The organism is Brevundimonas sp. SORGH_AS_0993, from assembly GCF_030818545.1.
GTDB lineage: Bacteria > Pseudomonadota > Alphaproteobacteria > Caulobacterales > Caulobacteraceae > Brevundimonas.
Genome location: NZ_JAUTAH010000001.1, coordinates 2,186,320 through 2,201,648, shown reverse-complemented (window position 1 = coordinate 2,201,648; position 15,329 = coordinate 2,186,320). Strand labels below are relative to the sequence as shown.

The window sequence follows — 15,329 nt, the reverse complement described above, 5'->3', positions numbered from 1 at the left end:
TTGCGCCCGAGATGAGGAGCAGGGGAAAGGAGCCCGCCCTGCAGATGATGCGTTCGCCGCCGAAACCCTATATGACGCCGGTTCCTTAGCGACCGCCGAGCCGAAGACACGCCCAAATGCCCAGCCTGAACGAGATTCGCGCCACCTACCTCGATTTCTTCGCGGCCGACGGTCACGAGAAGGTGCATTCGGCCCCCCTGGTGCCGCAGAACGATCCAAGCTTGCTGTTCGTCAACGCGGGCATGGTGCCGTTCAAGGATTATTTCACCGGCGCCGCCAAGCCGCCCTATCCGCGCGCGACCAGCTCCCAGAAATGCGTGCGCGCCGGGGGCAAGCACAACGACCTGGACAATGTCGGCTACACCGCGCGTCACCTGACCTTCTTCGAGATGCTGGGGAACTTTTCCTTCGGCGACTATTTCAAGGAACACGCCATCGAGAAGGCGTGGAGCCTGGTCACCCAGGACTTCGACCTTGATCCCAAACGCCTGCTGGTCACCGTCTATATCGACGACGACGAGGCCGCCGGGATCTGGAAGAAGGTCACGGGCTTCTCCGACGACAAGATCATCCGCATCGCCGGCTCGGACAATTTCTGGGCCATGGGCGACTCGGGTCCGTGCGGCCCCTGCACCGAGATCTTCTGGGATCACGGCGACAAGATCGCCGGCGGCCCTCCCGGTTCGCCCGACGAGGACGGCGACCGCTACGTCGAAATCTGGAACAACGTCTTCATGCAGTATGAGAAGGAGAACGATCAGATCGTTCGCAGCCTTCCCAAACCCAGCGTGGACACCGGCATGGGTCTGGAGCGGATGACCACCGTGCTTCAGGGCGTGCATTCGGTCTTCGAGACCGACCTGTTCAAGACCCTGATCGCCGCGTCCGAAGACGCCACCTCGACCAAGGCCGAGGGCGACCAGGCCGCCAGCCACCGCGTCATCGCCGACCACCTGCGGTCTTCGTCCTTCCTGATCGCCGACGGCGTCACCCCGTCGAACGAGGGTCGGGGCTATGTCCTGCGCCGCATCATGCGCCGCGCCATGCGCCACGCCCACCTGCTGGGGGCCGCCGATCCCCTGATGCACCGTCTGGTGCCGACCCTGGTTTCCCAGATGGGCGACGCCTATCCCGAACTGGCCCGCGCCCAGCCCTTCATCGAGGACACGCTGAAGCAGGAGGAAATCCGCTTCCGCACCACGCTCGGACGCGGCATGACCCTGTTCGACACGGCGGTTCAGGGCTTCAAGCCCGGCGACATGCTGGACGGCCAGACCGCCTTCACCCTGTCCGACACCTACGGCTTCCCGCTGGACCTGACCCAGGACGAGGCCCGCCGTCGCGGCTTCTCGGTCAATGTCGACGGCTTCGAGGCCGCCATGGCCGAACAGCGCCAGCGTTCGCGCGAGAACTGGAAGGGTTCGGGCCAGACCGCCAACGCCGGCGAATGGCTGGCCGTGCGCGACCGGATGGGGCCGACCGTCTTCACCGGCTATGACGCGGTCGAGGGCTCGGGCGAGGTCCTGGCGATCATGAACGGGGGCGCCCCCGTCGAAACGGCCGAGGCCGGCGACATCGTCGAAGTGTTGTTCGACACCACCCCCTTCTACGCCGAGAGCGGCGGCCAGACCGGCGACCAGGGCGCGCTTGAATGGCCGGGCGGTGCGGCCGAGGTGCTGGACGTCAAGAAACACGCGGGCGACCTGCACGTCCTGTCGGCCCAGATCACGGCCGGCACGCTGGAGATCGGCGCCCGCGTCGCCCAGTCGGTCGACGCCGACAAGCGTACGACGACTCGCGCCAACCACTCGGCCGCCCACCTGCTGCACACCGCGTTGAAGAATGTGCTGGGCCCGCAGGTCGCCCAGAAGGGCCAACTGGTGGACGCCGAGCGCGCCCGCTTCGACTTCAGCCACGCCGCCCCCGTCACCGAGGACGAACTGGCCGCCATCGAGGCCGAGGTCAACGCCGTCATCCGCCAGAACGTCCCGGCGGAGACGAAACTGATGGCCCCCGCCGACGCCATCGAGGCCGGCGCCATCGCCCTGTTCGGCGAAAAATACGGCGACGAGGTTCGCGTCCTGACGCTGGGTCGTTCGCTGGTCAGCGACAACGCCCCCTATTCGGTCGAACTGTGCGGCGGCACCCACGTCGCCCGCACCGGCGACATCGGCCTATTCAAGGTGATCCAGGAAACCGGCGTCGCCGCCGGCGTCCGCCGCATCGAGGCCCTGACCGGCGAGGCCGCCCGCCTGTATCTGGAAGGTCAGGCCAAGGTCGCGCGCAACCTGGCCCGGGACTTCAAGATTCAGACCCTGGACGTGCCGGCCCGCGTCGAGACCCTGCAGGGTTCTGTCCGGGCGCTGGAAAAACAGGTCGCCGAACTGAAGAAGCAGCTCGCCCTTGGCGGCGGCTCTGGCGCGTCCGCCGCGCCGGAGGAGATCGGCGGCGTCAAGCTGATCGCCCGCGTGCTGGACGGCGTGGACGGCAAGGGTCTGCGCGGCGTGGCCGAGGACTTCCGTAAACAGGTCGGCACGGGCGTCGTCGCCCTGATCGGCGTCACCGAAGGCAAGGCCGCCGTCACCGTCGCCGTCACCTCGGACATCGTCGGCTCGGTCAACGCCGCCGACCTGGCGCGCGCGGCGGTCATCGCCATGGGTGGTCAGGGCGCGGGCGGAAAGCCCGACTTCGCCCAGGGCGGCGCGCCCGACGGGTCCAAGGCCGAAGAGGGTCTGGCCGCCGTACGGGCCGCCATGGCGGGCTGACCCGTCAGGCCATCGGGTCGGGCGTCAGATCGACGCCCGAAAGCCGCCAGGTGAACGGCCCGCGCCGGCTCATCAGCAGCACCAGCGGATCGTCCGGCCGATCCTCCCGCGTCAAGGTGACGGCGAAGGTGTTCAGCCCGCGATAGGCCCAGGACTGATGCACTTGGTCCTTAGGCGGCGCCGGGGTGTCGGAGGGCGGCGCCCCCGCTTCGGGCTCCGGCTTTTCGGCCGAACGCACCATGGCCGCGACAGCCTGGGGCGTGACCAGATTGTCGACCGCGCCGTCCACCAGCGACGGAGCCAGCAGCATGCCCAGGGCCGTCAGGCCCACATCCCCCTTGGCCCGCTCGCGGATTTCCAGAGGGGCCCGGGCGTTCAGCTCCTCGCGCAGGCTGGCGCGCAAAGCCGGAAAGTCGACCCGCCGCTCCAACTGGGTCGCGTCGCCCGCCCGCGCCGCCTGGATCAGGCCCTGGGCCGCCAGGAAGGGTGAGACGAACAGGGCGATCGACAGGCCGCCCGCGACGACGATCACAGCCCCCCACAGAAGCGTCTTGGTCGAGGGTCGGCTCATGGCGTGTCCTTTCGCGGGGTCTGGGCAGGCGAGGTCGGGGCGGGCGGGGCGGCGCCGTCGGGCAGGCCGATCTGAACCAGGGTCCAGGCGAACGGTCCGCGCCGCTCGAAGGTGAAGAAGGTGCGCGATCCGCCCTTGTCGGGGATCGCGAAGCGCGCGCGGTTCACGCCCCAGAACGTCGGCCGGGGCCAGGGCTTGTCCACGCGGGCGTCGGTGGCGGCCGTGGTTGTCCACTGGTTCGCGTAACGGCCTTCGCCCCGCGTCAGGGCTGACAAGGCGGCAGGCGTCAGATAGGCGTCCACGTCCGGATGGCGCAGGATGGGGTTCTGCTCGAACTGGCGACGCACCGCGCCGATAGGATCTTCCAGAAAGGAGGGGGCGGGGGCCATCGCATCGGGCCGCCCGGTAAGCTGCGGCCGCAACGATTGACGCACCGCCGAAAAGTCGATCAGCCGAGACAGCCCCTGAACATCGCCGGCCTCGGCCGCCGAACGGATGGCGAAGAAGGCCACCCCGGGCGCCGCGAAGAAGGACACGGTCGCCAGGACGACCGCCGCCAGCAGCAGATTTGCGAAAAGGCGCCTCACCCGAACTCCCTCATGACCCCGATCATGCACGGCTTGCACCCGGGCACAACGAAAAGCCCCGCCGGAGCGATCCGGCGGGGGTGGGAGTTCTTTGTCGTCCTGCCGCGCTTCGCGCGACTTGAGGACTGCGCCTTGCGCGAGGGTACGAGCCTCAGCCGACGTCGGGCAGGGCGGTCTTCAGGTTCTCGGCGACCTTGTCGAGGAAGCCCTCGGTGGTCAGCCAGCCCTGTTGGTCGCCGACCAGCAGGGCCAGGTCCTTGGTCATGAAGCCGGCCTCGACGGTGTCCACGACCACCTTCTCCAGCGTATCCGCGAACTGGTCCAGCGCCGCGTTGCCGTCCAGCTTGGCGCGGTGCTTGAAGCCGCGCGTCCAGGCGAAGATCGAGGCGATGGAGTTGGTCGAGGTGGCCTCGCCCTTCTGGTGCTGGCGATAGTGGCGGGTCACGGTGCCGTGGGCGGCTTCCGTCTCCAGCACCTTGCCGTCCGGCGTCATCAGCACCGAGGTCATCAGACCCAGAGAGCCGAAGCCCTGCGCCACCACGTCGGACTGCACGTCGCCGTCATAGTTCTTGCACGCCCAGACGAAGCCGCCCGACCACTTCATCGCCGCCGCCACCATGTCGTCGATCAGGCGGTGCTCATAGGTCAGGCCGCGCGCCTTGAACTCGGCGGCGTAGTGTTCGTCGAACACTTCCTGGAACAGGTCCTTGAAGCGGCCGTCATAGGCTTTCAGGATCGTGTTCTTGGTCGACAGATAGACCGGGTAGTTGCGCTGCAGGCCATAGGCGAAGCTGGCGTGGGCGAACTCGCGGATCGAGGCGTCCTGGTTGTACATGGCCATGGCCACGCCGGCGCCCGGGGCCTTGTAGACCTCGTGCTCGATCACTTCGCCATCCTCGCCGACGAACTTGATCGTCAGGGTGCCGGGGCCGGGCATCAGGAAGTCGGTGGCCTTGTACTGGTCGCCGAAGGCGTGACGGCCGACGACGATCGGCTGGGTCCAGCCGGGCACCAGGCGCGGCACGTTCGAGCAGATGATCGGCTCGCGGAAGACCACGCCGCCCAGGATGTTGCGAATGGTGCCGTTCGGCGACTTCCACATCTTCTTCAGGCCGAACTCCTGCACGCGGGCTTCGTCCGGGGTGATGGTGGCGCACTTCACGCCGACGCCGTGTTTCTGGATCGCGTGGGCGGCGTCGATCGTCACCTGGTCGTCGGTGGCGTCGCGGTGCTCCATGCCCAGGTCGTAGTAGTCCAGCTCGAGATCCAGGAACGGGAAGACCAGCTTGTCCTTGATCATCTGCCAGATGATGCGGGTCATTTCGTCGCCGTCGATGTCGACGATGGGGTTTTCGACCTTGATCTTGGCCATGCTTGGGGTCCGCCTCTGGATATGGGGGAAGGAATGTCGTGGCGGCGGTATAGCGAGGCCGCGCGCCCGCGCAAAGCCCGCCGTCTTCCAGCGGAACCGATGCGTCGGCGGATCGCTAAAGCTTAAGCCAGATCATCACGGAGCGAAGCCCATGTCCCGCAAGACCTTCAAGGCCGGCGACAAGGTGAAATGGGATCATAGCCAGGGGACGACCACGGGCACGGTGCTCAAGAAGGTCACATCCGAAACTCAAGTCAAGGGTCACAAGGTGGCGGCCTCCAAGGACAATCCGGAATATATCGTCGAAAGCGCCAAGACCGGCGCCCAAGCCGCGCACAAACCATCGGAACTTAGGACGGCATGATCGCCCGCGAACTGAAATCCCTGATGCTCGGCGTCGCCGCCCTGACGCTGCTGGCGGGCTGCGGGGATCGAACGGACAAGACGGCGCCCGCCGCGCCCGCCGCCCAAGCCCCGTCGGCCGCGCCGTCCGACCCGCCGGTTCTACAAATCCGCAGCGAGACCCGCGCCTTCATGGATTGGCAGGCCAGCTGCGGCAACGACGGACACTGCTGGGCCTTTGGCTTTGCGCCCGATTTCGGCGCAGGCTGGATACGCATCGCCCTGGCGCCGGGTCCGGACGCCCAGCCCCAGGTCGCCTTCGGCTTCTGGCCCGACAGCGACGGCGCCGCCGTGCAGCGGCTGTCTCTGGACGTCGACGGTCGGGTCTTCCCGGCCAGCCTGAGCCCCGACGGAACCAAGGAGGCGCCGATCGGCGTGATCTTCGGGGGCGACGCCCGCAGGGTGATCGACGCCTTGGCCCACAGCAAGACCCTGACCCTCCGAGGCGGCGCGAACCAGGCCGTGTCGCTGAACGGGGCGGCGGCCTCCCTGCTTTGGATCGACGACAAGCAGGGCCGTCTGGACACCCCGACCGCCCTGATCCGGCGCGGGACCAGGCCGATCTCCGCCGTGCCGACGGCCCCGCCCCTGCCGACCGTGACCTTGGCCTCGGCGGTCAGTCAGGCCGGCTTCGGCGACACGGACCAGACCGTGCCGAGCGCGCTTCTCAGCCGCAGCGATGTCGCCAACTGCCTGAAGGAATCCGCGACGCCCGACGTTACGGACACTGTCGCTTCGGCGCGACTGGACGCCAATACCGAGCTGTGGGCCATTCCCTGCGGCGCCGGCGCCTACAACATAACCCAGGCCTGGTTCGTGACCGGACCGGGCGGCCGGGACGCGCGACCCGTCGCCCTGGTCGGAACCGGCGGCCCAGGCGCGGACCCCACGACGCCCGACAACACCACCATAAACGGCGCCTACGATCCCAAGACCCGCCTGCTGACGGCCTTCCCCAAGGGGCGCGGGATCGGCGACTGCGGGACGCTGCAGACCTGGGGCTGGACCGGGCGTCAGTTCGTCCTGACGCAGGAGCAGACCATGGGCGAATGCGCCGGGGTCGATCTCGACTACTGGCCCACGACCTGGCGCGCCCGAACTAACTGACCGACGTTAGGCCCAGGCGTCACGCCTGGGTCGCCGTCCAGTCCTGCACGATCCGTTCGAGCACCGACAGGGGCACGCCGCCGGCGGCCAGGGCGGTGTCGTGGAAACCCTTGATGTCGAACCTGGGGCCCAGCGTCGTCTTGGCCCGCTCGCGCAGCCGCACCCATTCGTTGTGACCAACCTTGTAGGCGCAGGCCTGACCGGGCCAGCCGCAATATCGCTCGACCTCTGACGTCGCCGCGCCTTCCTGATCGCCGTAGGCTTCCATCATGTAGCGGATGCCCTGTTCGCGGCTCCAGCCCTTGGAATGGATGCCGGTGTCGACCACCAGGCGCGCGGAGCGGAACATCAGCGACTGCAGATAGCCGATCCGACCGACCGGATCGTTCTCGTAGACGCCCAGTTCGTCGGCTAGCTGCTCGGCGTACAGGCCCCAGCCCTCGACATAGCTGGAGAAGCCCAGGAGGTTCATCAACAGCGGAGCCGAAGGGCTTTCCTGCTGCAGGCTGATCTGCAGGTGATGGCCCGGCGTCGCCTCGTGATAGGTCAGGGTCGGAAGGGTCCAGGACGGCCATTCCGCCGTATCCTTCAGATTGATCCAGTAGATGCCGGGCCGCGTCCCATCCAGGCTGGCCGAGTTGTAATAGCCCATGGGCGCCCCGGCCTCGATCTCGGGCGGAACGCGCTTGATCTCGACCCTGGCCTTGGGCAGGCGGCCGAAGGCGTTGGGCAGGCGGCCTTGCATGTCGGCCATCTGGGCGTTCAGCTTGGCGATGAGCTCGGCCTTGCCCGCGTCCGTGTTCGGATAGACGTATTTGGAATCGTCCCCCAGGGCCTTGATCCGCTCGGCGACCGAGCCCTGCGTCATCCCTTGCGCTTTCAGCAGTTCGTCGGCGCGCGCGGTCAGCTCGGCCATCTGATCCAGGCCCGTGCGGTGGATCTCCTCGGCCGTCAGCCGGGTGGTGGTGATGAACTTCAGGCTGTTGGCGTAATACCGCTCGCCCTGCGGCAGACGGCGCACCGAGGCTTCATGAGAGGCCCCCGGCTGGGCCGCCTTCAGGACCGCGTTCTGGGCCGCCAGGGCCGGATAGACGCGCTGGGTCAGCAACCGCTCGACCTGGGCGTCCCAGTCGCCGCTCAAACCCTTCTCGCGCGTCCGGTCGCGCACCGACTGGGTCAGGGGCGAGGCGGCGACAGGCGTGGCCAGAAAGCCGTCCTGCTGGCGCACGGCCTTGGCCAGGATGAAGTCGGGCGGCACGACGCCCAGGGCGTAGTCCTCCTTCAGCCGGTCAGTCTCGGCCAGCAGGACGTCTGCGAAGGCGTTGACGCGGGCCACATAGGCGTCGGCGTCGGCCGCCGTCTCGATGGTGTGCTGATTGGCCAGAAAGTCGGGCGTCGACTGATAGGCGCCGCCCTGCTGGCTGACACGATACGGATTAGGCCAGCCGCCCTGGCCATAGGGGATGGCGTAGGTGGCGATGGTGTCGTCCAGACTGGCCTTCAGGCTGTCGTAATAGTTGAGGTTGCGCGGCGTCAGGGCGGCGCGGTCGATGCGCGCCAGTTCTGCCGCCTGGCGGCGGGTGAAGGCGCGCTGGTCGTCCTCCTGCGCGCGGGTCGGCGCGGTCAACTTCGACTTGGCGGCGGCCCGTGCGCCCTTGTCCAGGCCGAACAGGGTCACGACCTCGGGCGAGCGATCCAGCGTCTCCTCGAACGTCCGATCCATGAAGGCGCGGAAGGTCGCGTCCGCTGGGCCGCCCTCGACGGATGCGGCGGTCTGGCTGCGGGCGAAGGCGCATCCGCCCACGGCGGCGAGACCCGCGCCCACGGCGGCGGACTGAAGCAGGCGACGACGATCGAGCATGAACCTTCTCTCCACGAAAACGACGCCGCAATGGAGACTCGCAGCGCCCCACCCGCAAGTGAAATCCGCGACAGGCGCCGGCGACCCTGCACGGTCCAACGCACGAAAAAGCCCGGCGGAGCGCTCCGCCGGGCCTCTTTCGTCAGGGGTGACGCCGTCTCTTGGAGACATAATCGCCTCAGCCGGAATCGCGTAGCGATTCCGGCTCAACCGACCAGGCTTAGTCGCGACGACGACGGCCGCGGTCGCCGCCGCGATCACCGCCCTCGCGCTTCGGGCGACCGCCGGTGTCTTCCGACAGCGGGGCTTCGCCGCGTTCGGCGCGTTCGGCGTTGATCTTGTCGGTGATGTCTTCGCCGGTTTCCTGATCGACGACCTTCATCGACAGCTTGGTCTTGCCGCGATCGTCGAAGCCCAGGAACTTGACCTTGACCTCCTGGCCTTCCGACAGGACGTCGGCCGGGTTGGCGACGCGCTCCAGAGCGATCTGGGACACATGGACCAGGCCGTCCTTGGCGCCGAAGAAGTTCACGAAGGCGCCGAAATCGACGACCTTCACCACCTTGCCGGTGTAGATCGCGCCGACTTCCGGTTCCGAGGCGATGGACTGGATCCAGGCCTTGGCGGCGTCGATCTTCTCCTGGTCGTTGGCGGCGATCTTGATCGTGCCGTCGTCCTGGATGTCGATCTTGGCGCCGGTCTTTTCGACGATCTCGCGGATCACCTTGCCGCCCGAACCGATCACTTCACGGATCTTGTCGACTGCTATCTTGACGGATTCGATCTTGGGCGCGAACTCGCCCAGTTCGGTGCGGGCGCCGTCGATGGCCTTGTCCATCTCGTCCAGGATGTGCAGACGGCCGGCCGAGGCCTGGGCGATGGCCTGCTTCATGATCTCCTCGGTGATGCCGGGGACCTTGATGTCCATCTGCAGCGAGGTGATGCCTTCGCGGGTGCCCGCGACCTTGAAGTCCATGTCGCCCAGGTGGTCTTCGTCGCCCAGGATGTCGGACAAGATGGCGAACTCGCCCGACGGCTCCAGGATCAGACCCATGGCGATGCCCGAGACCGGACGGGCCAGCGGCACGCCGGCGTCCATCAGGGCCAAGGACGAACCGCAGACCGTGGCCATGGAGGACGAGCCGTTGGACTCGGTGATCTCCGACACCAGACGGATGGTGTAGGGGAAGTCTTCGCGCGAGGGCAGCATCGGACGGATGGCGCGCCAGGCCAGCTTGCCGTGGCCGATCTCGCGGCGGCCGGGCGATCCCATGCGGCCCGCTTCACCCACCGAATAGGGGGGGAAGTTGTAGTGCAGCAGGAAGCTTTCCTTGTAGGTGCCGGTCAGGCTGTCGATGTACTGCTCGTCCTCGCCGGTGCCCAGGGTGGCGACCACCAGGGCCTGGGTCTCGCCGCGAGTGAACAGGGCCGAACCGTGGGTGCGCGGCAGGACGCCGACTTCCGACACGATGGCGCGGACCTTGTCCAGGGCGCGGCCGTCGACGCGGTGGCTGTTTTCGATGATGTCGCGGCGCAGGACCTCGGCTTCGCACTCCTTGAAGGCGGCCGAGAATTTGGAGGCGTCGACGCCGTCCGGGTTCTCGTCGGTCTTCACCAGGGCGGCGGCGGCGGTCTTCTTGGCCGCATCGACGCCCGAGCGGCGCTCGTACTTGCCGGGGTGGGTGTAGGCGGCCTTGATGTCCTCGCCGACCAGCGACTTGATCGAGGCGACCACGTCCGAGTGATCCTCGGCCTGGAAATCGAAGGGCTCCTTGGCGGCGTGTTCGGCCAGGTCGATGATCGCGTCGATCACCGGCTGCATGCCGGCGTGGGCGAACATCAGAGCCTTCAGCATCAGGTCTTCCGACAGCTCCTTGGCTTCGGATTCGACCATCATCAGGGCGTCCTGGGTGCCGGCGACCACCAGGTCCAGGTCCGAAGTCGGCATCTGGTCGATGGTCGGATTCAGGACCAGTTCGCCGTCGATCACGCCGACGCGCGCCGCGCCGATCGGGCCCATGAAAGGCACGCCCGAAATGGTCAGGGCGGCCGAGGCGGCGACCATGCCCAGGACGTCGGGATCGTTTTCGAGGTCGTGCTGCAGCACCGTGACGACCACCTGGGTCTCGTTCTTGAAGCCCTTGACGAACAGCGGGCGGATCGGACGGTCGATCAGGCGGGAAACCAGGGTCTCCTTCTCGGTCGGACGGCCTTCACGCTTGAAGTAGCCGCCCGGGATCTTGCCGGCGGCGAAGGTCTTTTCCTGGTAGTTGACGGTCAGGGGGAAGAAATCCAGGCCGGGCTTGGGCGAGCGGCCATAGACGACGGTGGCCAGGACCACGGTCTCGCCATAGGTCGCCAGCACGGCGCCGTCGGCCTGACGGGCGATACGGCCCGTCTCCAGGGTCAGCGGGCGTCCGGCCCACTCGATCGTCTTGCGTTTGATATCGAACATGTCTCGTCTTTCGTGTCCCGGGCGGCGTATTCCGCGCGGGGTCCCATCATGGGGCGGATGCGTCGGCGTTCAGTCCTTCGATCCAGAGGCTCCCGCGCCATCGCGGAAACCCGGTGAGGACCGGCATTGGCCCTCGCGTCTGCGCCGTTGTCCTGCGGCGCCCAGGTCGTGCGAGGGGACGTCTAGGCACACAACGAGGCGCGGACGTGACCGCCCGCGCCTCGAAATGATCTCTACGTCCGTCCGGCGCCTTAGCGGCGCAGGCCCAGCTTGGCGATCAGCGCTTGGTAGCGGGCGCTGTCGGTCTTGTTCAGGTGGTCCAGAAGGCGACGACGCTGCGACACCATCTTGAGCAGGCCGCGGCGCGAGTGGTTGTCCTTCTTGTGGGTCTTGAAGTGTTCGGTGAGGTTGGAGATGCGTTCCGACAGGATCGCGACCTGAACCTCGGCCGAGCCGGTGTCGCCGGCGGAGCGGGCGTTATCGGCGATGATCTCGTGCTTGCGTTCAGCAGTAACCGACATCGAAAGAGTCCTTTCTTGGCCTATCGCGCTTTCGCGCTGCTTGAGGCCGTGGGGTCTCGGCCCTTGCCTTATGGCGCAGACCTAGAGGTTGAAAACGCGGTCGGGTTCTAGCCGGCCGGCCCGCAACTGACAGAGGGCGACGAGGGTCTGGCCCTGAAAGGCTGAAACCGTGCGCGAACCGTCCGAAAGACGGCCTTTGAGGGTTTCCACCTGACGGGGGAGCAGAACGATCGAACGTCCCTGCCGAAGCGAGAAGGCGTCCTGGTCCGTCACGGCCAGCTCCGGGATGTCGTCCAGAGCGGTCGCTACGGCAAGCAAGCCTTCCGAGGCGGCGCTCCTATGCACCATTTCCTCCAGAGAATCCAGCGTCACCGCATTTTCCGTGCTGAACGGGCCGACCCGCTCGCGCCGCAAGGCCGACACATGACCCTCGGCGCCCAGGGCCTGGGCCAGGTCGCGGGCCAGGGACCGGACATAGACGCCCTTGCCCGTCAGGATGCGGATCTCGACATGGTCGGGGTCGGGCGCGCCGGTCATCTCGGCCGAATGAATGACGACGCGCCGGGCCTGAAGCTCGAACGCGGCCCCCTCGCGCGCCAAGTCGTAGGCGCGCGCGCCGTCCACCTTGATAGCCGAAAAGCGCGGCGGGACCTGGTCGATCTCGCCCACGAAGGCCGGCAAAGCCGCGCGGACCTGTTCGACCGTAGGCCGCACGTCGGAACGCGCGACGATCTCACCCTCGCGGTCCACGCTGTCGGTCGAGACGCCCCAGTTGATCGTGAAACGATAGACCTTCTTCGCCTCCATCATGAAGGGCACGGTCTTGGTCGCCTCTCCCAGCGCGATGGGCAGGATGCCGCTGGCCAGGGGGTCCAGCGTCCCGGCGTGACCCGCCTTCTGGGCGTTGAACAGGCGGCGGATGCGACTGACGGCCTCGGTCGATCCCATCTCGAACGGCTTGTCCAGGCAGACCCAGCCATCGACGATGTCGCCCCTCTTCTTGCGCGCCATTATGCTTGGCCTACCGCGCTTCGCGCTGCTTGAGGCCGGAAGGATGCTTGGCCTACCGCGCTTCGCGCTGCTTGAGGCCGGAAGGATGCTTGGCCTACCGCGCTTCGCGCTGCTTGAGGCCGGAAGGATGCTTGGCCTACCGCGCTTCGCGCTGCTTGAGGCCGGAAGGATGCTTGGCCTACCGCGCTTCGCGCTGCTTGAGGCCGGAACATTTGGGACTCTGCGAACGCCGAACGAGGCTTGGCCATCAGGCGTCGTCCTCATCGTCGCGGCGTTCCAGATCGGCCTGGACGCGAGGATCGGCGAACAGACGGTCCATGTGGCTGGCGGCGTCGAAGCTTTCGTCGTGACGGAAGCGCAGGTCGGGCGTGAACTTCATGTCCAGCTTGGAGCCCAGGCGCCCGCGCAGGAATTTGGCGTGGACGTTCAGGGCCTTGATGATCTCGCTCTCGTGGCCTGTGGTTTCGGCCGCCTCGACGCCCGCGCCCAGAGGCTCCACGAAACAGGTGGCGTGCTTCAGATCGGGTGACAGCCGCACCTCGGTCACGGTGACGGAGACGCCGTGCAGGGCCTCGTCGTGGATTTCCTCCTCGCGGAAGACATCGACCAAGGCGTGACGGATCAGCTCGCCGGCGCGCAGCTGGCGCTGGCTGGGACCGGCCGGGCCGGAGGCGTTGCGGGTGTGTTGCTTGCGGGACATCGGCCCCTCCTTCTTTCATCGCCGACGGCCGATTATCGGCGCGACCGGGGATCGGACCCGGCGGACTGGCGGAAGCCGGGCGGTCTAGTCACCTAGCGCGGCCCTGTCCAGTTCGGGTTCAGTCCCGGCCCAGTTCCGGCCATGTTCCGGCGAGGTCTGGCGACGCGCCGTGCGCAGCACCTCGACCGAGAGGATCGACCGGACCGGCCGGATGGGCAGGCCCGCCGCATTCAGCACCTGGGCGCTCCAGTGATTGCACAGATGTAGGATGGAAAAGGTTTCTCGGCTGGCGAAGAAGCGGGCATCGTCGCCAGGCCGAACCGCCGCGACGCGGGGTCCGCCATTCGAAAGGTCCAGCGACGCCTCGATCCGATCCGCCATCCGATCGAAGGCGGGCCGCGTCAGAAGCAGGGTCGCACGGCCATCGGCGGCATAGCGCGCCTGCGGGTCTTGGATTTCCGGGTCCAGCATGAGGACTGAGGGATTGCCCGGCCGGAAAAAAGCGCGGGCGCCGTCAGACAGGCGACTGCTGATCGGGCTTTGATCGACATAGAATTTCGCATCGCCCCAGCCGATCACGATCCAGTCGCCCGGCGCCAATTCGGCGACCGCCTGGGCCAGCCGACCGCCGCGCTGCATCAGGGCCGCGCGCGGAACGACCAGGTCCGTGTGGAAGCCATTGTCCAGCAGATAGGCGGTGATCCGCTGCGATCCCGCGTGGGACGACGTGGAACGACCGGGCGTCGTCCAGGTCAGAAGCGCGGCTGTAACGCCCAAAAGAACGGCCAGGATCAGACCCCGTCGCATCGGATCGGGCCTCAGCGGTTGAGAGCGACGACGGGGCACAGCCGGTCGTCGGTCGCCAAGCGTCCCGGCGGCGGCCCCTGGCGCACCGGCAGGACAATCACCCCGTGGCGATGAACGGCCAGGGCCAGCCAGCCCACCGCATGGCCGGCGCACAGGCGCGAGCCCTGATCCGCGACGACCCGGCGGACCTCGACCTGAGCGGCCCGCGGCGCCTGCATGATCTCGGCGAAGGTGCGGGCGGCGCTGGCGGGCTGATCGGCCGGGACCAGGCGATGCGGCGCCGTCTCCAGTCGTGCTCTATCCCCGCGCGCCGCCGCCGCACCCGTCACCGTCGCCCCATCGAACGCCAGCGTCATGGCCCCATCGGCCGTGCGATAGGCGCCGGACAGAATTGCATCCCCGATCTCGACCCGGTCGGGCGACAGGATCGACAGGGGCGGCTGGCTATGCGGCAGGGCGTCAGCGAAACTCAGCCGATGCAGGGCCGGCTTCACCACCACGGCCCCGATCAGGACGCAGGCGAAGGCGCACAGGCCAATGGCTGTCAGCAACCAGGCCGGCGGGGGTGCGTCAGAGGCTGTGTGGGACACGCTCATGCGCCCAATCTAGAACGCCGTGCGCCGGGGGTCGAATCCGTCGTCAGTCGGCGCGGGGGGACACTCCGGCCGGAGCCGTCTGCCACTCCCCCCGCCAATCGTATCGCAGGGTGACGCAGTGACGGAAGGCCCCGTCGCTCCATCGGCCGACCGCCTGCATCGTCAGGGGACGCGGCGCGCGCATCCGCCCCACGATCAGCCAGGTCTCATCGGCGCCGGGGCACAGGGCGCGCGCCAGACCGCGGCCGTCGCCCGCAGGGTCGATGGCGTAGAGATCGCGCTCCTCGGCGCCTTGCGGCAGGACACGCAGAGCGCTGTCAGGCCCGCCGCGCGTGAAGGCCGCCGTCCCCCGCTGCGTGGTCGAGAACAGCCGCTCCACCGTGACGGCGCCGAACAGGCCGCGCCGCACCTGCAGCGTCACCCCCTTGGTCAGGGCCTGGGTGATCCGATCCGAAGCGTTATAGGCGTAGTAGCGCGTATCGGCCCGGGCAGGCGTCACGCTGAGGGCCGAAATCAGTCCGAGGGCGACGACGGCGGGGAGAAGAAGGCGGCGCATCATTCTTCCTTTCCCGCC

Annotated in this window: 14 protein-coding genes; 3 read left to right on the top strand and 11 right to left on the bottom strand. The window is 67.7% G+C overall.

All coding sequences use genetic code 11. The annotated features are described in order from the left end of the window. The first annotated feature begins 116 nt into the window (after positions 1–116). Positions 117–2,765: an alanine--tRNA ligase gene (gene alaS / locus QE389_RS10865; protein ID WP_307367169.1), complete on the top strand. Its 2,649-nt coding sequence runs from the start codon at positions 117–119 to the stop codon at positions 2,763–2,765. Between the two features lie 4 nt (positions 2,766–2,769). Here alaS and QE389_RS10860 read toward each other — a convergent pair whose 3' ends face one another. From QE389_RS10860 to QE389_RS10850, 3 genes are all read right to left on the bottom strand, one after another. Then, positions 2,770–3,336 (bottom strand): DUF2939 domain-containing protein, encoded by a 567-nt coding sequence (locus tag QE389_RS10860; protein ID WP_307367167.1) that lies wholly within the window; start codon positions 3,334–3,336, stop codon positions 2,770–2,772. Further along, the gene (locus QE389_RS10855; protein ID WP_307367165.1) at positions 3,333–3,923 is read right to left on the bottom strand and encodes a DUF2939 domain-containing protein; all 591 of its coding nucleotides are present in this window, start codon (positions 3,921–3,923) and stop codon (positions 3,333–3,335) included. The genes QE389_RS10860 and QE389_RS10855 overlap by 4 nt, the downstream gene beginning before the upstream one ends. Positions 3,924–4,074: 151 nt before the next feature. Next, positions 4,075–5,295 carry an NADP-dependent isocitrate dehydrogenase gene (locus tag QE389_RS10850; protein WP_039246750.1) on the bottom strand — a complete coding sequence of 407 codons (1,221 nt, stop codon included), beginning with the start codon at positions 5,293–5,295 and terminating at the stop codon, positions 4,075–4,077. A gap of 151 nt (positions 5,296–5,446) precedes the next feature. Here QE389_RS10850 and QE389_RS10845 point away from each other — a divergent pair, with 151 nt between their 5' ends. Together QE389_RS10845 and QE389_RS10840 are read left to right on the top strand one after the other, a co-directional pair. Beyond that, positions 5,447–5,659, top strand: coding sequence for a DUF2945 domain-containing protein (locus tag QE389_RS10845; RefSeq protein WP_307367161.1), 213 nt, complete (start codon positions 5,447–5,449; stop codon positions 5,657–5,659). Further along, positions 5,656–6,804, top strand: coding sequence for a DUF1176 domain-containing protein (locus tag QE389_RS10840; RefSeq protein ID WP_307367158.1), 1,149 nt, complete (start codon positions 5,656–5,658; stop codon positions 6,802–6,804). The genes QE389_RS10845 and QE389_RS10840 overlap by 4 nt, the downstream gene beginning before the upstream one ends. A 19-nt stretch (positions 6,805–6,823) precedes the next feature. On the opposite strand, the gene QE389_RS10835 is transcribed toward QE389_RS10840, so the two are convergent. The 8 genes from QE389_RS10835 to QE389_RS10800 all read right to left on the bottom strand — a co-directional run bounded on the left by QE389_RS10835 (position 6,824) and on the right by QE389_RS10800 (position 15,311). Next, on the bottom strand, positions 6,824–8,665 hold the full coding sequence (locus QE389_RS10835; RefSeq protein WP_307367156.1) for a DUF885 family protein: 1,842 nt from the start codon (positions 8,663–8,665) through the stop codon (positions 6,824–6,826). A gap of 220 nt (positions 8,666–8,885) precedes the next feature. Beyond that, entirely contained in the window at positions 8,886–11,120 is a 2,235-nt protein-coding gene (pnp, locus tag QE389_RS10830) for a polyribonucleotide nucleotidyltransferase (protein ID WP_307367154.1), read from the bottom strand. A gap of 251 nt (positions 11,121–11,371) precedes the next feature. Then, positions 11,372–11,641, bottom strand: a complete 270-nt coding sequence (rpsO, locus tag QE389_RS10825; protein ID WP_307367152.1) for a 30S ribosomal protein S15 — start codon at positions 11,639–11,641, stop codon at positions 11,372–11,374. An 81-nt stretch (positions 11,642–11,722) separates the two neighbouring features. After that, positions 11,723–12,652 (bottom strand): tRNA pseudouridine(55) synthase TruB, encoded by a 930-nt coding sequence (gene truB / locus QE389_RS10820; protein WP_307367150.1) that lies wholly within the window; start codon positions 12,650–12,652, stop codon positions 11,723–11,725. A gap of 247 nt (positions 12,653–12,899) precedes the next feature. Beyond that, positions 12,900–13,352 carry a 30S ribosome-binding factor RbfA gene (gene rbfA / locus QE389_RS10815; protein WP_307367148.1) on the bottom strand — a complete coding sequence of 151 codons (453 nt, stop codon included), beginning with the start codon at positions 13,350–13,352 and terminating at the stop codon, positions 12,900–12,902. Between the two features lie 84 nt (positions 13,353–13,436). Next, positions 13,437–14,159 (bottom strand): DUF2459 domain-containing protein, encoded by a 723-nt coding sequence (locus QE389_RS10810; RefSeq protein WP_307367147.1) that lies wholly within the window; start codon positions 14,157–14,159, stop codon positions 13,437–13,439. Positions 14,160–14,170: 11 nt separating this feature from the next. Then, entirely contained in the window at positions 14,171–14,755 is a 585-nt protein-coding gene (locus tag QE389_RS10805; RefSeq protein WP_307367145.1) for a hypothetical protein, read from the bottom strand. A gap of 43 nt (positions 14,756–14,798) precedes the next feature. Beyond that, the gene (locus QE389_RS10800; RefSeq protein WP_307367143.1) at positions 14,799–15,311 is read right to left on the bottom strand and encodes a hypothetical protein; all 513 of its coding nucleotides are present in this window, start codon (positions 15,309–15,311) and stop codon (positions 14,799–14,801) included. Positions 15,312–15,329: the final 18 nt, after the last annotated feature.